The organism is Gordonibacter sp. 28C (assembly GCF_003339845.1).
Lineage (GTDB): Bacteria > Actinomycetota > Coriobacteriia > Coriobacteriales > Eggerthellaceae > Gordonibacter.
In genome coordinates this window covers 99,684-121,996 of the sequence record NZ_PPTR01000002.1, presented here as the reverse complement: position 1 = coordinate 121,996, position 22,313 = coordinate 99,684, and the positions used below count along the sequence as shown (strand labels likewise).

The window sequence follows — 22,313 nt, the reverse complement described above, 5'->3', positions numbered from 1 at the left end:
GCTCGTCTGCGCGGACGGAATCGGAGGGGGAATTGCCGACCCCGATCAAACCAATGGGAACCGGAAGCGAATGGTGGGAAAGACGTTTGGGCAAAGTCGAAGACAGGAGTCTTCGCGAGAGAAGAGTGGGAGTGAGATGAATACAACGAAACGTAAAACAAGAAAAGCGTTGTCGGTTCTGTTCTCGGCGTTGCTTGTTTTCGGCCTCGTGCCGACGACCGCGTTCGCCGGGCAGTCGACGGACAACGCGGGCGACAGGGGACAGCCGATAGAGGGAGGTTTGCAAGAAGCCTTCCCGCAGGACGTCTCCGTCCTGTCGGAACATGCCGACGAGATCGTATTGAATCCCGCAAAGGTCACGTTCGATCTTAACGTCGATTCTTCCTTGCACGAAGACAAGCGGGTCGTCTACCGTGCGACGGCTTCCTTGGATCTCGACGCGCTGAACGACTCCCAGCATGCCGCGCTGGCCGATAATGCCTACACGGCGGAGCAAAGTGCCTTCACGATGGCGAAAGGCTATCTGGCAAGTCTCCCCGTGGGCGTCCACACCTTCTACGCGGTTTTCGGCGGGCATGAGAAAGAGCTCGAAGTGACCGTCGTCGATTCGACTCCCGCCCCCGAGGCCCCATCCGACGAGGGAGAGGAGGGCGACCCGGAGGACTCGGACGATCCTGACGGGGCGACTCGCAGCGCCGTTGCACCGTTCGCCGCTCCCAGCCTTGCCGAAAACGGCGCGCCGAGCGGCGATTACGTGGACGCAACGCCGTATCTCGAAGTGGACAAAGACGGCATCGTCAGAGGGCTGAACGAAGAGCTCGAAGGCTTTCCGGCGAACGGCCATCTCTATATCCCGAAGGTCGGCCTGCGCACCGACACCGAGGACGGCGAGCCGGTCCCGGTGACCATCACGCAAATCGCCGGCGGCGTGTTCCCGGGCACCCATGTGAAAGGCATCGAATTCGACGTCAACAGCGAGATAACCGTCATCGCCGCTCGTGCGTTCCAGTTTTTGCCTATGGAATTGAAGGATGGCCGACTTCCCTCTGGGCTCACGTTGATTCGCGAGGCGACTTTCCAGGGAACCTCGATATCGAGCGTGGTCGTTCCGGCGGACGTCTCTGCGGTCGACGCGTATGCTTTTGCAGACTGCGCATCGCTCTCATCGGCCACGTTCGCGGGCAATGCGGTTACGGCTATTCGAGGATACGCATTCGCCGGCAGTGGTCTGGCGGCTGTCTCCATACCCGAATCGGTAAACCTCATAGGGGAATACGCGTTTCGGGGATGCGGGTCGCTTGTCGATGTGGATCTGCCCACGACGCTCGACACGCTGAGCATCGGCGCTTTTTCCGACTGCCCGAGCCTTGGAGCGATACAGCTTCCGACGATCACCACCTTCGCCGATCAAACGTTCCGGGATTCGGGCGTGAAGAGCGTTGCGATTCCCTCCGGCATCACGGCGATCCCTTCGTCGACGTTCGACGGCTGCACCTCGCTTGCGTCGGTGACGTTCGAGGCGGGCAGCCAGTTGAAGACGATCGAATACCTGGCTTTTCAGAAGACCACCGCACTGAAGAGCATATCCTTTCCGGGATCGCTTGAGCTTGTCGAGAACAGCGCGTTCGCATCAAGCGGTCTTACAGCGGTCACGTTCGAAGACGGCACCGCCGATCTTGTCATCGGGATGCTTGCGTTCTCATATGCTCCCATCGTCGAAGTGTATCTGCCGACGCGCTTGAAGGAAATCGGCGTTCAGGCGTTCGGCCGCACGGGCGGCACGACGAAACCGATCGTCCATCTGGAGTGGGCGTACCCCAGCAGCATCGTCGGCGGTGCAGACCTAACCGATAGCAGGTTCTGCACAGTGTATTGGAAGACGGCGGATGACAATTCTTGGTGGTATGTCGACGAAGGCACCGGTGAGCTGATCGGGCTCCGCGCCGCCGAATCATGGCTGTCAGGTGCGACTCCTCCTCCGCATCCTATCGACGATACGGGCGGCAAAGTGGTTGTTCCGGGCAAGGTGGGAACGACGGCCGTCACGTCGGTTATGCCATGGGCGTTCCAAAACAACGGCGACATCGTGTCGGTCGCGTTCGACGCCATCGACGCGTCGACTCCCAGCGCGGTTACGACTATCGAACCCCGCGCGTTCAGCGGCTGTTCCAGTTTGGAAGAGATCACGCTTCCCGGATCTCTCGCCACGATCGGCGAAGCGGCGTTCGCCTATACGAGAATAGCAAACCTCGTCGTCCCCGACAGCGTGACTTCGTTCGGTTCGATGGCGTTCTTGAACAACTCCGTTATCGAGTCGATCACCTTCGGTGCCGGTATCCAGTCGATCGGCGGAGAAGCCCATAGGATCATCGCCGCGAACGACTCGAAGAGCCTCAAGGATATCTATCTGACCCAGCATCTTACCGACTCGATTCCGGGAGCACCATGGGAAGCCGAGTACGCGACTATCCATTGGAGCGACGGCGAAACACCTCCCGTTCGAAACAAAACAGATGACTGGGAATACTCCGTGCAGGTGATCGACGGTGTGAAGACCGGCACGATCACGAAATATCTCGGCGGGAGCACGACCGATCTGAAGGTGCCGGCGAAGTTCGACGACGTCGTCGTTACGACCATAGCCCCGCAAACGTTTCCGTCGTCCGTTACCTTTTCGAACGTAACCATCGAAGAGGGAATCGTCACGATCAGCGAAAGGGCGTTCGGCGGCGGAGGCACCTCCGGAGGCAAGGCGAAGATTTCAGGTACGGTGTACATTCCGAAGACGGTGACGAGCATCGGGCCAAGCGCATTCGATGCGTGCGAAATGTCCCATGTCGAGTTTGCCTCAGAATCGGCGCTGACGACGATCGGTGCTTTCGCCTTCAGGGGCAACACGCTGACGAATCTGGTTTTGCCAAAGAACCTCAAGACCGTCATGCAGCAAGCGTTCGATGGCAGTGGGATCGTGTCCCTGACGCTTCCCGCATCGCTTGCCACCATCGGTGCCAGCGCTTTCGCCAACAATAGCATCGAAGCGATCGATCTGCCCGAATTCGTCGAGAAGATCGAATCGAATGCCTTCCGCAACAACAAGCTTACCGCTGTGGAATTGAAGGCGGGCACCTACGCCGTGGGAAGCGGCGCGTTCAGCAATAACTTGATCGAGACGGTGAAATTCCCCGATACGCCGCTTGCGATGGGCTCCTTCGGCTCGGGAGTGTTTTCCTTCAATAACATGAAGACGGTCGAGCTGCCGTCGTGGATGACGTCGCTCCCTACGTATATCTTCAGCGACAACCTGATCGAAACCCTCGATATTCCGTACGTCACCTACGTGGGAACCGGTGCGTTCTCCAATAACAAGATCGTCGACCTTGCGCTGCCGAGTGTGGTCTCGGTGAACGCCAACGCGTTTTCCGGGAACGCTATCGAACACATCGCGTTCGGCCCGGTTGCAAGCATCGGCGAAGAGGCGTTCGCGAACAACAACCTGCGGGGCGTTCTCGAGATTCCGGCTTCGATAGCGGGAATCGCCTCGAATTCCTTCACCGGCAACCCCGATGTGGCGTACGCCGTGGTGAAGATGTATCGCTCGCAGGCGAGCTCCTCCGTCGTCAACACGATCAACTATGGTTTAGGATACGAAGCGGATGGCGTGACGCCGAAGAGCGTGTACTTCGATCCGGCTGCGGGAAGCCCCAGCTCGACCTTTACGAAGCAGGGCCCGAAGGGGACCATATTCTTCGATGCGACGCTTCCCGAGGGCATGTACTTCGCTTCTATCACGCTTCCGGACGGTACGACCCATTCCGTCGACTACACGACGCGCACGTTGAAATGGCCCTACGAGGTGGACAAGAACGGGCCGTACAAGGTGACGTACACCACAACGCGCGGCGTGACGTTCGACCACACGCACGTTGTGAACGAGTTCGGCGTCGTCGACATCTTCGCCGACGACGTGGTCGAGTACAACTTCTCGAATGTCGGGTGGCTTGCGACTGCCACCGGGCCGCAGATTCTCTCGGTGCTCTACAACGGCGGTCCCGCCGCAGGCATCGACCGCGACTGGGAGTTCGAGGCGGATGGCGGCGTGTGCGACATGTCGTTGAGCGCTGAGGACGTGGATGCCGTGCATGCGCTCGGCGCTTCGGTGGCAAGCGGTTCCGAGGTGACGATCACCGTCATGGGCGATCACGACTTCACCTACCCCGTGAGCGGCGGTCCCGGCCGAAACTCGGGGCAGAAGGACGTTGTCCTCCGGCTCGTGGACGAAACGAAGGTGACGTTCCAGATACGCGATCGCGATTACACGGACGGTATCGGCCGCTTCACCAACACCCCTAATGATCGAACCGATACAAAAACGTACCAAGCCATGACCGACAAGGTCAAGCAGAGCGATATCCCCGAGTACGAGGTGATCGTTCCTCCGGAGTACGCTTCGTTGCCCGAATACCAGCCGGGCGACATCCGTTTTATCGGTTGGTTCTTGAGCGATACGGAGTACTCCGACCCCGAAATAACCAGTCGCGAAGTCGGCCCGACGTCCCATACGTACGAGGCGCGGTTCCTCATCGACATAAACAACAACGAAGTGGACGATCGAGACGAAGGGCGCTATGTCTTCGAGGTCGATCCGAATGCCGCCGACCTTGCCTCGTCGCGCGGCGTGCTGAACTACGATAATTCTGCAACAACGAACAAACCATTTATCGTCGAGGGCGACGCGGACGTCGGCCTGAAAAGCGTCGACGTCGTCGACAATGCCGCCGCGCATCAGGGTGCGTATCGATTCGCCGGATGGCTGCTTGCCGGCGATCCGAGCGGAAAGCTACATGGCGAAACGGGCTTTGCGGAAAACGAGCTCGCTTTCGTCGCCGACACTATCAAAGCACCCATCACCTATACGGCCGTGTACGATAATCGCGTGCAATTCAAGTGGGATGCGACTAAGGGTTCGCTCTCCAATCCTTTCGACGCGGAGACTTCGATCTATGTGCCGACCGATGGTACTTTTGCGGGAGTCGCCGGGAGCAGCGCGGTACCTGTGCTCGACCCGACGCAGCCGTGGTACAACTTTGTGGGCTGGTCGTCCGACGACGGCACCACGATGGTTGCGGATCCTGCCAACGAGGTAGTGGTGGGGCCGGTGATGTATACGGCGGTCTTCTCGGAGAATCCGGTCGACGACGCGAGCCTCGTCAAGACGGTCGTCAACAACGACCGCGCCGACGGCACCTACTACGCCGGCGACTCGGTCACCTACACCGTCGAGGCCACCAACGAATCCACCGAGGCCTCCTCGTGGGACGCCGTCGTCACCGACGTGCTCGACGACAAGCTCGTGTTCGCCGGCGAGTCCGCCGTGCGCATCGCCGGCGGCGAGAAGCCCGGGGACTCGGTCGCGTGGGACGAGGCCTCCCGCACGCTGACCGTGACCCTCGCGGGCATCGGGCAGAACCAGTCCCGTTCCTTCAGCTTCGGCGCCGACATCGCCGACGACGCCGTCGACGCGACCATCCCCAACGCGGTCACCGCCCCCATCGACGGCGGCACCGACCCCGAGGGCGAGGTCACGATCGAGACCGAGAACGACGTCGACGACGCGAGCCTCGTCAAGACGGTCGTCAACAACGACCGCGCCGACGGCACCTACTACGCCGGCGACTCGGTCACCTACACCGTCGAGGCCACCAACGAATCCACCGAGGCCTCCTCGTGGGACGCCGTCGTCACCGACGTGCTCGACGACAAGCTCGTGTTCGCCGGCGAGTCCGCCGTGCGCATCGCCGGCGGCGAGAAGCCCGGGGACTCGGTCGCGTGGGACGAGGCCTCCCGCACGCTGACCGTGACCCTCGCGGGCATCGGGCAGAACCAGTCCCGTTCCTTCAGCTTCGGCGCCGACATCGCCGACGACGCCGTCGACGCGACCATCCCCAACGCGGTCACCGCCCCCATCGACGGCGGCACCGACCCCGAGGGCGAGGTCACGATCGAGACCGAGCGGCACTATACCGTGAAATACGATCTCGACGGTGGATCCCAATCCGATTCGACAAGCGCCAGCAATCCGTTCGAGGATCGAACCGATGTGTACTGGGTAGACAACAACCTGCTGCCTTCGGAAGAGCCCGTGAAGAAAGGCTATGTATTCAAGCAATGGGAATACAACGGCCAGCTTGTGCTCGACGACAAAACATACGGGGACTTGGCGGTCGATCCGACCGTTGAGGAGATCACGCTGAAGGCGGTATGGGTGATGGGCAAGCCCGGCTATACCGACGAGATCGTCGTGGTCGCCAATCCCTTCAGGATGACGCTGGCCGAGGCGCAGGCTCACGATGCATTGAGCCCCGCCGAAAAACTGAACGACCTTATCGCCCGCGGCTTCGCTCAGGCATGGATGCTCGATACCAAAGAGCCGGTGGATATCGTGTACGCCACGGTCGTCCCATCCGCTTCCGGGGTGTCGATCGACCCGGCTATCGGCTATTACGACGTCACGTACTTCGCCGGGGACATCGACGTTGAAGGAGGATACGCTCAGACAACCGTCCTGGCCACCGTTTGGGACGAGACGCACAACAACAACCAAGAAGGTATCTCCGCCAACAACTTCACCTATCACGTGAAGGGCGGCGAAATCGACGAAGCGACGGCCCGCGTTGCGGCCAACGCCCGCGTGTACGACGAGTTCGGTGACATGACCGAAGAGGATGCCGCGGTGTTCGCCGAGCATCTCGGTTCGATCAACGACGTTATCGCGGCGAACCAGAACCCGATCGTCAGAGCGGTTCCGACTACCGCGATCGCGAATCTCGGTCTTGGCACGTCGTCCGCTGGAGACACCGCCGTGGTGGGCACCTATCCCCTCCGATTCGATTCTTCGGCGGGACATACCGTCATCGTTCAAGTCACTCTTATCAACGACGTGGTGGACCCGGTGCCGTCCGGTTTGCCAAGCAACAACGGCAAGAAGACGGTGTCGTCTCTCATGAAAACTGGCGACGACCTCGCTTTGCCGCTCGCTGTTGCGGCCCTTGCGGGAGTAACCGCCGGTGGGGTTCTCCTCTCGTGGTCGAGAAGGAGGCGCGAACGCTAAAACCCCAAAGCGCTCAAGCGATTCCAAACTGAGTGCAGAGATGTGAACGAATGGCGGTTCCGAAAGGGCCGCCATTCGTGCATGTTGGGGACGTTGGGAACAGCCGTTTCGCGCGGGTGCGTCACAGGGTCGCGTTGCTGTTGAATCCGAACGCGACCTTCAGCGCTCTGCTCACGCGGAACGCGGATAGTTTGACAAGCATGTTCGTTGCTGGCGCGCGTTGGGGCGTTGGTGTATGGTGGTTCGAGCGTAACCGAAAGGAAGAGAGAGGTCGACCGGTGGCTTTCGTCGAGTTTCGCGATGTGCGCAAAGTGTATACGATGGGCGAGGTCGAGGTGGCGGCCGTCGACGGCATGACGTTCGACATCGAGCACGGGGAGCTCGTGGTGGTGGTGGGGCCTTCGGGCGCCGGCAAAACCACGCTGCTGAACATGCTGGGGGGTATGGACGGATGCTCGTCGGGCACCATCATGCTGGACGGGCGCGACATCAGCGCGTTCGGGCAGAAGGAGCTCACGTACTACCGTCGCTACGACATAGGGTTCGTGTTCCAGTTCTACAACCTCGTGCAGAACCTCACGGCCCTGGAGAACGTTGAGCTGGCCAGCCAGATATGCAAGGATCCGCTCGATGCGGCAGAGGTGCTGGCGCAGGTGGGGTTGGGGCATAGGCTGGACAACTTCCCGGCGCAGCTCTCCGGCGGCGAGCAGCAACGCGTGGCCATCGCTCGCGCGTTGGCGAAGAACCCGAAGCTTCTGCTGTGCGACGAGCCCACCGGCGCGCTGGACTATCAGACGGGTAAGGCCATCCTGAAGCTGTTGCAGGACACGTGCTACGACACCGGCAAGACCGTCGTGCTCATCACGCACAACTCCGCTTTCACGGCCATCGCCGATCGCGTCATCCATATTCGCGAAGGGCGCGTGGCCGGCGTCGAGCTCAACGAGGCGCCGTTGTCGGCCGAGACGTTGGAATGGTAGGTTGCCTGCTGTCGTGAGAAACGCGTTCGACAAAGAAGTCGCCCGATCCATCACCCGTTCGCTCGGGCGCTTCCTGGCCATCGCCGCCATCGTGGCGCTGGGCACCGGCTTCTACGCGGGCCTGCGCATGACGGCCCCCGACATGAAGCTGGCGGCCGATGCGTTCTACGACGGCACCAACCTCATGGACATCCGGGTGCTCTCGACGCTCGGACTCACGGACGACGACCTGGGGGCGCTCGCCGACGTGGGGGGCGTGCAGACGGTCATGGGCGCCTACGAGACCGACGTCATGGCCGACGTGGGCGACGAGCAGTACGCGGTGCGCGTGCACTCGCTGCCCTCCGCGGCGCTCTCGTCGGACACCTCCGACGGGGTGAACGCCCGCTCGGACGACGCGGACTACCTCAACCGGCCCATTTTGACGCAGGGTTCGTGGCCGGCGAGGGAGGGCGAGTGCGTGCTGTCGTCCGACCTCGTGGTGGCCGAGAACGCGCGCATCGGCGACACGGTGCGCATCACCGAGACGACCGAGGGCATGGAAGACGCTCTGGCGGTCGACACGTACACGGTCGTCGGGTTCGTCAGCTCGTCCTATTACGCGACGTCTTCGAACTTGGGGGCCACGTCGCTCGGCAGCGGATCCATCCAGCAGTATATGTACGTGCCCGAAAGCGACTTTTCCGACGATCTGCCCTACACCGAGGCGTTTCTCGCGGTTGCGGGTGCGGCCAGCGAGCGCGCTTCGAGCGCCGCGTACGACGACCGCGTGGCGGAGGTGAAGGACCGCGTCGAGGCGCTCGCTCCCGCGCGCGAGCGAGCACGTGCCGACGGCCTGCGCGTCGATGCGCAAGAAGAGCTTGACGAGAAGCGCGCCGACTACGAGCGGCAGAAGGCCGACGCCGAGACGCAGCTTGCCGACGCGAAGCGCCAGTTGGACGACGCCGCGGCCGCCATCACCGAGAGCGAGCGGCAACTGGCCGACGGGCAGGCGAGCTACGACGGCGGGGTTGCGGAGCTGGCGAGCCAGCGCGCAAGCTCCCAGCAGCAGCTGGCCGCTGCCGAGCAGCAGGTAGCCGACGGCCGTGCGCAGGTGGAGGCCGCCCGCCCCGCCATCGAGCAGGGGCAGGCGCAGCTCCGGCAGGCATGGGCGCAGTGGCAGCAGGGAGCCGACGCGTTGGCGCAGGGGTGGACGGAGTGGCACGCAAGCGCCGATCCGCTCTATGCGGCCAGGCAGCAGATGCAGGATGGCGTTGCGGCCCTGAAGGCGCAGATCGCGGCGCTCGATCCGGACGATCCCGATTTCGCCGCCAAAAAAGCAGCGCTTGAGCAGCAACGCGACGCTCTCGCCCAGCAGCTGGCCCAATTCGAGCAGGACCACCAAGGCGATTTCGCCGCGTTGGAGCATGCGAAGGCGACTCTCGATCAGAAGCAGGCCGAGGTCGATGCCGGTAAGGCCGAGCTCGACCGGCAGCAAGCCGCCTTCGACGGCCAGAAGGTCCAGTTCGATGCGGCCGTGGCCCAGGCCGAGCAGGGCGCGGCCGATCTCGCCGCCGCCCGCCAGCAGGCCGAATCCCAGCTGGCCGCCGCCCAGCAGCAGCTCAACGCGGCGGCCGCGCAGTTGGCGAGCGGGCGCGAGCAGCTCGCGCAGGGCAGGGCCGACTACGAGAGCGGCCTGGCGGAGTACGAGGACAAGAAGGCCGAGGCCGAATCCCGGCTGGCCGACGCCGAGCGCCAGCTAAGCGACGCCCAGAAGCAGATCGACGATTTGGAGAATCCGAGCTGGTACGTCATGGACCGCGCGGCCAACTACGGCGTGGCCAGCTTCAACGCCGACGCTGACCGGGTGGACAGCATCGCGCAGGTGTTCCCGTTCATCTTCTTCCTCGTGGCGGCGCTCGTGGCGCTCACCACCATGACGCGCATGGTGGAAGAAGAGCGCATGCTCATCGGAACCTACAAGGCGCTCGGGTACAGCCGCGCGCGCATCACGGCGAAGTACCTGGTGTACGCGTCCATTGCCAGCGTGACGGGCAGCGTCGTCGGCATAGCCGTGCTGTCGCAGGTGCTGCCCGCGGTCATCATGCAGGCGTACGGTATCATCTACTTCGTGCCGTCGCAGCCGCTCCCCCTGGCCATCGACGGGGGCCTGGCGGCGTTGGCGGCCGGCCTCGGGGTGGGCGTCACCCTGGTGGCCACCTGGGCGGCGGCGACGGCCACGCTGCGCGAGCGTCCGGCCACGCTCATGCTGCCGCGCGCCCCGAAGTCGGGCAAGCGCATCCTGCTGGAGCGGGCGGCGCCCCTATGGCGGCACCTGTCCTTCTCGTGGAAGGTGACGTTCCGCAACCTGTTCCGCTACAAGAAGCGCTTCGTCATGACGGTCATCGGCATCGCGGGCTGCACGGCGCTGCTGTTGACGGGGTTGGGCCTGTCCGACGCCATCAACGACATCATCGACAACCAGTTCGGCAAGATCACCAAGTACAACGCCATGGTCACCCTGAAGGACGATCTGACGAGCCAGGAGCAGATGGAGCTCGATGGAGTGCTGGGCGATTCCCGGCTGGTGAGCGACCATGCGCGCGTGCAGCGCGAGAACATGCTGGCCTCCGGCCCCGACGACGCCGACCAGCACGTCCAGGTGATCGTGCCGCAGGATGCGGCCGACATCGACCGCTTCGTGATGATGCGCACGCGCTTGGGGCACGATCCTATCGAGCTCGGCGAGGACGGCGTCGTGCTGAGCGAGAAGCTGGCTGCGCAGCTTGGTGTGGGCGTGGGGGACGCGGTCTCCTTGACCGAGCAGGACGCCATTGGCAACGCCACAGGCGCGCCGCACGAGGCCACGGTCACGGGCGTCATGGAGAACTACATCTACAACTACGCGTTCATCGGCCCTGCGCGCTACGAGCAGATGGCGGGGGAGGAACCGCCGTGCTCAACGGTGCTCGCCCTCGCAACCTCCGACGGGGACCTGCGCGCCGAGCTCAGCCGGGAGCTGGGCGCGCTCGGCGGTGTGAAGACCGTCGCCTACAACGACGAGACCATCGACGCCTACCGCGACATGCTGTCGAGCGTGAACATGATCGTGGTGGTTCTGGTGGTGGCCGCCGCGGCGCTCGCGTTCATCGTGCTGTACAACCTCACGAACATCAACATCACCGAACGCGTGCGCGAGATAGCCACGCTCAAGGTGCTCGGCTTCACGCCGCGCGAGGTGGACGCCTACATCTACCGAGAGACCGCGCTGCTGTCGATCATCGGCAGCTTGGTCGGTTTGGTGCTGGGCGTGTGGATGGAGAGCTTCGTCGTGGTGACGGCCGAGGTCGACCAGGTGATGTTCGGCCGCATCATCCACCCGGCCAGCTTCCTGATCGCCTTCGCGCTCACCATGCTGTTCACGGTGTTCGTCATGGTGGCCATGCGCCGAAAGCTGGCGGGCGTCAACATGGTGGAGAGCCTGAAGTCCAACGAGTGACGTTCTTCGCCTCCCGCCTCCGGGCGGGGGCTCGCTGCTCGGGCAGTCCTGGCTCGCACGAAGCGTCCGCTGGACGCTTCGGCTCGTGCGGAACTCGCATCGAGCCCCCGCCCGGAGGCGGGAGGCGAAGAACTGGGGCTCGCTTGACGTTCGGCAGGTGAGGAATTCAACTTGCGGAGCAGCCTGGCTCGTGCGGAGTCTTGCGGCCGGCCCCGCCCCTCGGCTCTGGGAAACGAGCCTCGCTTGGCGTCCGGCAGGCGGGGATTCTTCTTGTTTGATTTATTCTCGGCTGTAAAACACCAGGTCGGATATGTAAATCAGACCAGAGGTATTACGCTTTTTCAACCATTTAAGCGCTTATAGGGGATGCAGACGGGCAGAGCTGATTGTTAGAGTGCACTACGAGAGATCGAATTCGTTTCGTGTGATCGGCTCGGTTCTGTCGGGCTGGATGAAGGTGCGCAAGCCCCCCGCGCGCCGAACGCGATCCTCGCGGGCCCGCGAGACCAAGCACCTGGCGGGCCCGGCAGCAATCGGTCTTATCGTAAAAGAGAAAGGATCTCCTCATGTGCTTCAGACCAGCAGCTATTGATGCGGGCGGCCCCGTGAAGTGCCCCAAGTGCGGCGCGGAGGTCGCGGCGAACCTTGACGCGTGCCCGAACTGCGGCGCCAAGGCGAGCCCCGCCCCCGGCTTCCCCGGCGCCCCCGGCGCCCCTGGCGTGCCCGGCGCTCCCGGCGCCCCGAAGCCTCCCGGAGCCCCCGGCGCTCCGAAGGCTCCCGGCGCTCCTGGTGCCCCCGGCAAGTAGCAAACCCCTTTCGTCGATCTCCTCTTTCAACGACGAACGCAAGGCCCCCGGCTTTCTCTCTGGCCGGGGGCCTTGTCGTTTGAGGCGGGCGGCAGGTCTCGCCGGAGCGTTTTCCGCGTCGCTCGGAGGCGGGGCGCGGGTTTGCTGCCGTCCTAGTCGCCCCGCTTCTGCGCGCCGATGTGACGCGTCCGGGCATTGTTTCCGCGTTTTGCCGGGCGATGATATGAAAGTGGTACGTGCGGTATGAGGCCGGCGCATCAAAATAAGCCCATTGGTGCAATGCGCGGATCGGACTGATTCCGTATAGTACGTACTGTGCTGCACGGCATGCACCGCGCGGGTGCGAAGGTCGAACCCCCTGAATAGACCTTTCGCACCTCGTTCGCCTTTCAAGGCTTCGCGGAACGCTTGCCGTGCAGTCTCTTTTTTTACCGGGGCGCAACTGCTGGACATCGCCCTATAATTGCCCGCATCTCGTCGCGACGGGCGGCGATGTGCGTTACAATTGCTAGCTAGCAAGGACTGGAGGGGGAACGCCCGTGTGCTATCCCTGCACGCATTGCGGCCGCTGCCGCGAGGCGGTGAAGCCCGGAACGTGCGCCGTATGCGGATACGTCAACGGCACGGGAGCCGAGCGATGCGCGAAATGCGACACGCCGTTTCCGCCTCCACCCGGCGTCAAGCGCCGCAATGCTCGTATGAAGGAGACGGAACCAAGATGAAGATCACGCAGAAGAAACTCGACGACGGCACGCTGTTCATCGATGCCGTTGCCTCGACGGCCGAGGTGAGCAACGCGCTTAACAACGCGCATCTCGCGTTCGCCCAGCAGATGGGCATGCGCCCGGAGAAGGACAAGACGGTGGCCCAGGCCGCTGAGGAGCGCATGGGCATCAAGGACCTCGATTCGGTCGTTATGAACCAGGCGGTGGAGGCCCTCGTGCCGTTCGCCATCGACAAGACCGGCGTCATTCCCGCGTTCCCGCCGCAGCCCGAGCCCAAGACGGCGCTCAAGCGCGGCCAGACGTTCCAGTTCGCGCTGCACCTCACCCCGAAGCCGGACTACGAGCTCACGTCCTACGAGCCGGTGTCCATCACCGTGCAGGAGGTGTCCGTCGACGAGAGCCAGGTCGACGCGCAGATCAGCCAAGTGGCCGAGCGCTACGCCGAGTTCGTGGCCGACGACCCGCACCCGGTGCGCAAGGGCGACAGCTGCCTTCTGGCCATGGAGTCCTACGAGAACGGCGAGAAGCTCCCCGGCCTCACCACCGACGCGCGCACCTACACGACCGGCGCGGGCCTCATGCCCGACGGCTTCGACGAGAACATCGTCGGCATGGACGTGGGCGAGACCAAGACGTTCACGTTCGAGGGCCCCGGAATCGACGACGAGGGCAACGAGATCGTCGAGACGATCGAATGCACGGCCACCGTCAAGGAAATCCAGAAGAAGGTCGCTCCCGTCATTGACGACGCGTGGGTGGCCAAGTACATGCCCATGTACAAGGACCTGGCCGCCATGCGCGATGACATCCGCAACGGCTTGAACCGCCAGCTTTCGGGCGAATACGAGAACTACAAGCGCAACCTCGCCGCCGGCGAGCTGGCGAAGCGCTTCCAGGGCAGCATCGCCGACGAGGTGTACGAGTCCATGTCGCGCAACCTCATGAACAACCTGCGCGCCGAGGTGGAGCAGCAGAACATGACGTGGGACCAGTTCGTCGAGCAGCAGGGCGGCGAGCAGCAGTTCAACATGATGATGATGATGCAGACGCGCCAGATGCTCGTGCAGGGCTACGCTCTGGACGCGGTGTTCCGCCACGAGGGCCTCGTCGTGAGCGACGAGGACGTGCAGGAGGCGTGCGCGTCCATGAACCCGCAGAACCCGCAGGGCGTCCGTCGCCAGATGGAGGAGTCGGGCCGCGGCTTCGCGCTGCGCGAGGCCGCCGAGCGCATCAAGGCGAACAAGTGGCTCCTCGACCACGCGGAGATCACGGTGAAGGATCCGAACGAGGCTCCGGCTGCGGAATAGCGGAAGTTCTCGAAGACGAAACAAGAGAACCGGCCTTGGCCGGTTCTCTTGTTTTCCAAGGCTTTTACGTAGTGGTCAGGTCGCCTTCTCTGTCGTCCCCGATGTCCGAGAAGAGGTCCTTCGGCGAGATGCCGAGCGCATCGGCTATGTGGAAGAGCTTGTTGACGCTGATGTTGCTGATACCGTTCTCGATCTCGGAGAGATATCCCTTGTTGATGTCGGACATGAGGGCAAGCTGCTTTTGCGAGATGTTCTGGGCCCTACGCACCTTGGCGATGCGCTGTCCCAGCTGCCTTCTTTTGTCGAAATAATCCATATTGTGAAGGCTATCGAAGCTTATTGGTCATTAATCGGATATAACCGAATATTGGAAAAAAGAAATCACTAAAATCGATCGTTTTCCCAACTTGCCGCTTATAGTGGGCTAATGTCTGCATTCGCCGCCACTGCACCGCCATACTCGTCTCTCCTTCTGTTTTGCCCTGGTGTTCCCCTGCGTTAGGGGTGCTTCCTATCGTCTTGCGCGGCCTCAATATGAAGAAGCCGTAGCGAAACCAAGCGCTTCGGCACCGCAAAATCCGCTTGATGGTAGCGCTGTGCTGCGGTCGGTGTGGCGAAGGTGGCGGCGGTTGCCGGCTATGCGAAAAGAACCATGCGGCAAAGCGAAGGCTCGGGATCTGGTTTGAGATTTAGCTTGATCGTTTGATCTGTTTTCGTATTCGGATATAATCGAAGTTCCCTTGTGACGCGATGTTGCGAAGGATGTGGGAATCTAGGGTAGGAGGCGTAAGCATCGAGACCTTATGTCCGTATGCAAGTCTAATGCGTCATGCCTGAAACTTGAGGGATCGTCATCACCTCGGAACAAAGTCCCTGCTGGACGTACTATTATTCGAGGTATGGCGATGGCGAAGACGTCGTCAAGCGAGTGGATGAAACCGTCAACGGGGGTGACTGTTTCCATGGTTCGTGAAATCTCATCAGAAACTTCATCGAAAAGCAAAGACCCGAAAAAAAGGAACGAATGGCTTTTCGTCAACCCTTACCTCATCGCCGGGGTTTTGGGGGCTTCGTTTTGCTTCACCTGGTTTTTCGCGATCCTTACGACGAGCGATTTCGTGACAGGGGAGGGCGGCTCTCCCTCGGATGTGGGCATGCTGCATTTCGTGTTCGTTGCCGCGCTTCTGCTGACGTACTTCGTCCAATGGCTGTTGTCCAACTGGCTCCAGAATCACCGCGTTGTCTTGGTGGTGACGGCTCTTGTTTGCGGGGCGGCCCACTCCCTAGGTGCCCTTTCCAATATCCAGCCCGTATGGGGTTATGTGATTGCCGCTTTGGCCGGCGTGGGCGTCGCTGTCCTCACGACGTTGTGGATCGAGTTCGTGTGCGTGCTCTTGAAGGTGCAAATACGTTCTGCGGTTGCCGCGATGCTGGCGCTCTCGTTTCTATGGTATGTGGGAACGGTTTTTGTGGACAGTCATCTGATACCTTACATCATCATGCTCTACGCTCTGCTCTCCGGGCTGACGTACCTGTTCTTGCATGCGCGTTTCTCGCTCATGGACGACCTTCCCGCTATAGCGGCTAAAGAGTCCGACCAAAGGCTGCAGATCACATGGAAGCCCTCCCTTCTTACCGTTATGGGCTCGGCAGCCCAGGGATTTGCTCTGTACTGGTTGCTGGCGCCTGAAGTGCACACCTTCGGTGTGTCCGCGATCATCCAGGGCGGCTCGCTGATCGTTCTCGCTCTGCTCCTCGTTGATTCTCAGAAGGCGTTTTTCCTCAAAGAGTCCTTCATTCGGAAGATGTTTCTCCCCGTGCTCGCGGCATGCATTCTCCCGTTGTTTTTCTTGCCGCAGGAGCTCTGGGTGTGGCCGTGCGTTTTCGCGTTCCTGTTCTCGCTGCTGCCTTACGCCAGCGCCATTTTTGCGACATGCGAGCATATCGCACGATGCGACTTGTCATCCGTAAGGACGTTTGGATGGGGCAGGCTGTTTTCGTCGTCGGGGCTGCTGCTGGGATTGGCGGCGGGTTGGGTTGCGTTTTCTACGCAGGCGTTCGGTTCCATTACGCTTCCGGTCATGGTGACGATCGTGGTTATGTTCTTCATTCTGGTTTCAACGACGGTGAGCAAGCAAAGCTACTATCCCGGCGAAGAGCAAAAGCAGGAGGCGCGCGCCAAGTTGGGGCCGCATGGGGAAGTGGTGGTTGACCCAGGATACGGAAACGCCGATTCGGGCGTTAGGTTCTTCCATCTGAAATGCGATGCGGTCGCCGAAAAGTACGGTTTGTCTAAGCGTCAAACCGAAGTGCTCCATTTGCTCGCCAAGGGACGCAATGCCGAGTACATACAAAAACAGCTGGTTATCTCGCCACACACCGCCAAGGCCCATATATACAACATCTATCAAAAAACAGGGTCGCATTCGCGCCAGGATTTGATGGACCTTGTGGAAAACGAGAGCATCGACGAAAGTTTCCTTGGGGAATCCTTATAGCCCATCGGACTGAGTTCCAGGATGAAGGTTGGGAATATGATGCACGAATCCAGGGGGATTTCGCGTGTCGGATCGATGAAGCTCGATCTTGATACGCTGATAGGGTTTGTCGGCTTCGCATCGCTCGCTGCGACGGTTCTAGCCCTGTTCCTCATTGTCCCCGGCTTTGCTCCGGGGGAAAGTCATGCGGCCGCGATGCGCATTGGCTGCGCGCTCGCCTTGGCCTTGGCCTTTTCCTTGGTTCATTTTGCGTCGCACGCGTTGGCTTCTGGTCGATGCGGGGTTCTCGTGGTCGGCGCTATCGCAGGCTTGGCTTCCATGGCCCTCGTCACGTTGGCTCCGTTCGGTCCATCGCGTGTTTTGATTGCCGTGTGCGGGGCGGCTTTGGGTTTAGGTGCCCTCTGCGCTCTCTGGTTTTGCTTCATATGCGCTCGACCCCATAAGATCATTCCCCTGTTCGCTTCGGCGGCGGTCGGTGCCGGGGTTCTCGTCTGCATGGTTGAGAGCTACTTGGTAGACGAGGCGTCCCGTATAGCCACTGTGCTCGTTTGGGCGGTTTCTCTGGTTTGCCTGCTCGTGCTGGTCAAATCGAGGCCCGAGAGCGTTTTTCCCGAGCCGATCGAGAATAGGGAATCGGACAAGCGCTCAAAGATCCTATGGACTTCGGCGCTCATGCTCTCGATTAGCAACTTTGAGTTCGGTTACGTGCTCGGATCTGCGGCGGAAGGGTCGGAGCGCATGCTTTGCCTAGCCGTTGCGGCGGTCGTGGCGGTCTTGTTGGCGATAAACTTCGCCCGAAAAGGCGCAGTGAGCGAGCGAAGCTTGTCGCCGCTCACACCTCCCCTGACCATGTTTGCGTTCTTGTCGATGTATTTGTTCGGCGACGTTTTTCGCTTGATTGCGCTTTGCATCCTATCGGCCCTGTTCACGGTCTACACCTTGTTCGGCACGGTCGCCGTGGCCGAACATGTGCGCATATCTCGCCTTTCGGCCCTGCGCGTCTACGGAAAGGCCCGGGCGCTCGACTACGTGGGCGTGGCCGTTGGATTCGCGAGTGGGTTCGGCATCGCCGAGATAGCTTCTACGGATATGATGCTTGCGATTCAGGCGTCTGCGGCGATAGCGGTCGCCTACGGTTTCGTCGCCTCGTATTGTCATAAAGCGCGCTTTCCCGAGGCCAGCATGGAAGAGGGGGGCGCGATGCCGGAAACGAAAGGCCTCTGGAAGAAACGGTGTCGAGTGGTGGGCGAGCAGTGCGATCTTTCCGAGCGCCAGTTCGAGGTTCTGGTTCTGGTGGCTCAGGGAAGGAATGCCAAGTACATCGAAGAAGCGCTGTCGATCTCTTTGAGCACGGCGCAAACCCATATTCGCAACATCTATCGAAAGACGGGCGTGCACTCTCGTCAGGAGCTGCTCAACCTTATCGAGAACACGAAGCTGTACGGAGAGGAATGAAGGCCCTTCTGGCTGCATGATGCCGTTTCGTATCTCAGATACTAGATAAAACGGGCCTCGTGTTTCTCTACCTATCGGTGTTACCCCCAAGGCTAATCTTCCTGTGTTTTCCCAGATGGAATATCGTCAAATATAGGGTATCGGTGCAAACACCAAGAACGCCACGATGACAGCCCGCTTCGCGCCACGTTATCCTCCCTCGCAATGGTGCCCTTCGGCACCGTAGACGAGAAGGAGAAAGGACGTGGCCATGAGCGAAGACGAATTCTACAAAAGAGCCGAAGTAGTCAAGCTCGATACGCTTTCGGACGTCAACGACATTGGCAAGCCGTGGCGCTACGAGGAGGACGGCCTCACCGTCACCCGCACGAGTCCGTGGTCTCCTCCGGGGTGCCACCCCGTAGGATGCGGTCTCAAGCTGTACGTGGACGGCGAGGGCAAGCTCGTGCGAGTCGAGGGGGACGAGAACAACCCGGTGACCCAGGGGCGCCTGTGCCCCCGGTGCATCGCGCTCAAGGATTACATTTACAATCCGGCACGTCTTCTGCATCCCATGAAACGCGATCCCAAAGATCGTGGCAACGCCGATGCGTGGGAGCAGATCACCTGGGACGAGGCGTTCGACATCATCAAAGGCGAGTACGATCGCATCACCGCCGCCTACGGGCGCGAGTCCATCGTGGTGTTCGCAGGCACCGGCCGCGAGGGGGGCACGTTCGCCCCGTACGGCACCATGTGCTTCGGCACGCCGAACTTCTGCTACACGCAGTCGGGCTACGCCTGCTACACGCCGCGCTTGGCGGCTATCGCCTATATCGCGGGCACGACGTATCCCGAATGGGATTACGCGGGCGCTTTGCCGAACCGGTGGGACGACGAGCGCTACGAGCTTACCGAGTGCCTGGTGGTTTGGGGCAAGGCTCCGCTCGAGTCGAATCCCGACGGCTTTTTCGGGCATGCGGTCATCGACACGCTGCGCCGCGGCACGCGCCTCATCGTCATCGACCCGCGCGTGAACTGGCTGGCCACCCGCGCCGACATCCATTTGCAGCTGCGCGCCGGCACCGACACGGCCATGGGCATGGCCTGGCTCAACATCATCATCAACGAGGACCTTTACGATCACGACTTCGTGGAGTACTGGTGCTACGGCTTCGAGCAGTTGGCCGAGCGCGTGCAGGAGATGCCGCCGGAGAAGGCTGCCGAGATATGCGACGTGCCGGTCGAGGACATTTATGCCGCCGCGCGCATGTACGCGCAAGCCAAGCCGGCCGCCATCCAATGGGGGCTCGCCGCCGACCAGAAAACTGACGGCATGCAGAACGGGCAGGTGACCGTTGACCTCATGGCCATCACGGGCAACCTGGACGTTCCGGGCGGGCAGATCCTGCCGGGTACGGGCGCGGGTCACAACGAATCCGGTTTCGGCTTCGAGAAAGGCGTGGGCGAGGAGCTGCAGAAGAAGATGATCGGCCTCGAGCAGTATCCCGCCTACTGCATGATCATCCTGAACGCCCATGCCGATTTGATGCTGCACGCGTTGGAGACGGGCGATCCGTACCCCATCAAGATGGGCTTCTACGCCGGAAACAACCTCATGAGCTGCACGTCCATGGAACCGCAGCGTTGGCATGACGCCATCGTGAAATCGCTCGAGTTCTGCATCGGCTTCGACACGTTCATGAATCCGTCCATCGAGGCGTCCTGCGATATATTCCTGCCGCTGTCCACCGTGGCCGAGCGCGAGGGCACGGTGTTCACGCACTACGCGCCCTGCACCGTTACGGCCGGGTTCATGCACAAGGCCATCGAAGTGGGGGAGACCATGACCGACTTCGAGCTGTGCTACGAGCTGGGGCGTCGCCTTCGCCCGGAAGTGTGGGAGGATTTCGCAAGCGCAAAGGAGTTCATGGAGGCCCTGCGCCTGGGCAAGAAGGAGGGCGGCAAGTACTTCGACGAGGTCTCCCAGAACGTGGTGTGCCAGATTCCCGTGGACTACTACAAGTACGAGCGCGGGGAGATGCGACAAGACGGCCAGCCCGGCTTCGCGACGCCCACCGGCCGCGTTGAACTGTGGTCGACGGCGTTCAACCAATTCGGCGACGATCCGCTTCCGTACTTCTTGGAGCCGGAGTTCGGCCCTGCCAATCCCGAGCTCATGAAGGAGTACCCGTTCATCCTCACCACCGGTGCGCGCACGACCGCGTTCTTCCATTCGGAGCATCGCCAGATAGCCTACCTGCGCGAGTTGAACCCCGACCCCATCGTGGAGATCAACCCGAAGGTCGCCAAGGACCTGGGCATCACCGACGGTCAGTGGGTGCGCCTGTGGAGCCCCTTCGGCGAATGCGTGGAAAAGGCGCGCATCACGGAAACTGTCGATGCGAAAACGATCCACGCGCAGCATGCGTGGTGGTTCCCGGAGGAGGATGGCAATGAGCCGAACCTCTACGGCAACTTCCGTTCGAACATCAACAACCTCCTTCCCAACGACCACTTCGGCAAGCTCGGGTTCGGGGCTCCGAACAAATGCCTCGTGTGCAACATCGAGCCCATTGCCGAGAGCTACGACACCGACATGAACCTGATCTGGGAAAAATTCGGAAAGCTGGTGTAACCATGGCGACGTATGGACTTTTGATCGATTACGAATACTGCACGAACTGCGGATCTTGCCAGGTTACGTGCAAGGAAGAGCATGGCTACCCGGTGGGCAAGACGGGTATCAAGGTACTCTCCGACGGGCCTTGGAAGATCGACGAGACGCATTGGAACTGGAACTACTTCCCGGTGCTCACCGATCTGTGCGATCTGTGCGCCGAGCGTACGGAAAAGGGGCGCGAGCCCATGTGCGTGCATCACTGCCTGTCCAACATCATCACCTACGGTACGGTCGAGGAGCTTTCCAAGCAGCTCGTTGATAAGCCGAAGCAGTTCCTGATGGTGCCTCAGTACAACCCCATCGAAGCCAAGGGCGCGTTCGTGCCCAGCAGCAAGAGCACGCACCGTGCGGCTCACATCGAGGTTCAGGGAACCGGCAAAGCGTCCTACGCCGTGCACCGCCACGACACCAAGGTCGGCGAGATCGACGAGACCGAAGAGCTCGAGGGAGCATAGGCGGCCATTGCGGCCGATCGCACGAGGGAAATGCTGGAGGAGACTATGGGACAGGCAAACAGGGTTGGAAAAACCGCTTTCATCCGGTACCGGGGCGGCGTGCTGGGCGAGGAGCCGATCGACGATCGCTCGACGGGCGAGCCGCTTGCCGTCACGATCGGAACCTTGCAGCTTCCCCGCGGCGTGGAGGACGCGATCGTGGACATGGAAGTGGGAGAGAGCCGGACCATCGAAGTGCCCTGCGCGCTCGGATACGGGGAGTACCAGGAGAAGCTCGCATCATGGCATCTCAAGACCATGGTGGAGAACGGATACGGCTTGAAAATCGGCGACGTGATCTTTTGGACGAACCCCGACGATGGTAGAAAGATGCCCGTTTGGGTGACGGAGATGACTGCCGATATGGTGAAGCTTGATTTCAACCATCCGTTTGCCGGAAAGACGCTCGAGTACTGGGTCGAGCTGGTCGACCTGAAATAGGAGGCGGGGGCTGTGTGCTACCCATGCACGCAATGCGGCAGGTGCGGCAAGTACTGCGAAGACAGCCCGTACTACACTCCTCCCGCCGAGATACCGTGTTTCGCTTGCGGCGGCGTGGTGGACCCTGCGACAGGGCAATGCTCGTCGTGCGGCGTCGTTGCGTTCGCCCCGGGCGGAACAAGGATGGTTGCGGGGAGTAAACAGCCCGACCCTAGGCGGCACCAGGCTTAGCAGGGCCTACCTATTGCATTTTCGAGAAGGCTTATTTTTTTGTGTTTCCCAAGGTGGGGCATCGTCAAGTATGAGGTACGGCCTGGAACACCAAGAACGGTACGATGACAACCGTTTTTCAGCTCCGT

General features: G+C 61.4%; 11 protein-coding genes. 10 read left to right on the top strand and 1 reads right to left on the bottom strand.

Annotation, left to right across the window (positions count from 1 at the left end; all coding sequences use genetic code 11):
- Window positions 1-136: 136 nt before the first annotated feature.
- The 5 genes from C1878_RS02875 to tig all read left to right on the top strand — a co-directional run bounded on the left by C1878_RS02875 (window position 137) and on the right by tig (window position 14,404).
- A complete protein-coding gene (locus C1878_RS02875; RefSeq protein WP_158539695.1) occupies window positions 137-7,108 on the top strand; it encodes a leucine-rich repeat protein in 6,972 nt (2,323 codons plus the stop codon).
- A 278-nt stretch (window positions 7,109-7,386) separates the two neighbouring features.
- Window positions 7,387-8,088: an ABC transporter ATP-binding protein gene (locus C1878_RS02870; protein WP_114600210.1), complete on the top strand. Its 702-nt coding sequence runs from the start codon at window positions 7,387-7,389 to the stop codon at window positions 8,086-8,088.
- A gap of 13 nt (window positions 8,089-8,101) precedes the next feature.
- Entirely contained in the window at window positions 8,102-11,566 is a 3,465-nt protein-coding gene (locus C1878_RS02865; RefSeq protein WP_114600449.1) for an FtsX-like permease family protein, read from the top strand.
- 566 nt (window positions 11,567-12,132) lie between these two features.
- Window positions 12,133-12,372, top strand: coding sequence for a hypothetical protein (locus C1878_RS16525; protein WP_158539693.1), 240 nt, complete (start codon window positions 12,133-12,135; stop codon window positions 12,370-12,372).
- Between the two features lie 718 nt (window positions 12,373-13,090).
- The gene (gene tig, locus C1878_RS02855; protein ID WP_114600208.1) at window positions 13,091-14,404 is read left to right on the top strand and encodes a trigger factor; all 1,314 of its coding nucleotides are present in this window, start codon (window positions 13,091-13,093) and stop codon (window positions 14,402-14,404) included.
- Window positions 14,405-14,468: 64 nt separating this feature from the next.
- Here tig and C1878_RS02850 read toward each other — a convergent pair whose 3' ends face one another.
- The gene (locus C1878_RS02850) at window positions 14,469-14,720 is read right to left on the bottom strand and encodes a helix-turn-helix domain-containing protein (RefSeq protein WP_114600207.1); all 252 of its coding nucleotides are present in this window, start codon (window positions 14,718-14,720) and stop codon (window positions 14,469-14,471) included.
- A 589-nt stretch (window positions 14,721-15,309) separates the two neighbouring features.
- Here C1878_RS02850 and C1878_RS02845 point away from each other — a divergent pair.
- From C1878_RS02845 to C1878_RS02825, 5 genes are all read left to right on the top strand, one after another.
- On the top strand, window positions 15,310-16,902 hold the full coding sequence (locus C1878_RS02845; protein ID WP_158539691.1) for a helix-turn-helix transcriptional regulator: 1,593 nt from the start codon (window positions 15,310-15,312) through the stop codon (window positions 16,900-16,902).
- A 36-nt stretch (window positions 16,903-16,938) separates the two neighbouring features.
- Window positions 16,939-18,357 (top strand): helix-turn-helix domain-containing protein, encoded by a 1,419-nt coding sequence (locus tag C1878_RS02840; RefSeq protein WP_158539690.1) that lies wholly within the window; start codon window positions 16,939-16,941, stop codon window positions 18,355-18,357.
- A 250-nt stretch (window positions 18,358-18,607) separates the two neighbouring features.
- A complete protein-coding gene (locus C1878_RS02835) occupies window positions 18,608-20,974 on the top strand; it encodes a molybdopterin-dependent oxidoreductase (RefSeq protein WP_114600204.1) in 2,367 nt (788 codons plus the stop codon).
- A gap of 2 nt (window positions 20,975-20,976) precedes the next feature.
- Window positions 20,977-21,474, top strand: a complete 498-nt coding sequence (locus C1878_RS02830; protein WP_114600203.1) for an oxidoreductase — start codon at window positions 20,977-20,979, stop codon at window positions 21,472-21,474.
- A 45-nt stretch (window positions 21,475-21,519) separates the two neighbouring features.
- On the top strand, window positions 21,520-21,954 hold the full coding sequence (locus C1878_RS02825) for a peptidylprolyl isomerase (RefSeq protein ID WP_158539688.1): 435 nt from the start codon (window positions 21,520-21,522) through the stop codon (window positions 21,952-21,954).
- The last annotated feature ends 359 nt before the right edge of the window (window positions 21,955-22,313 follow it).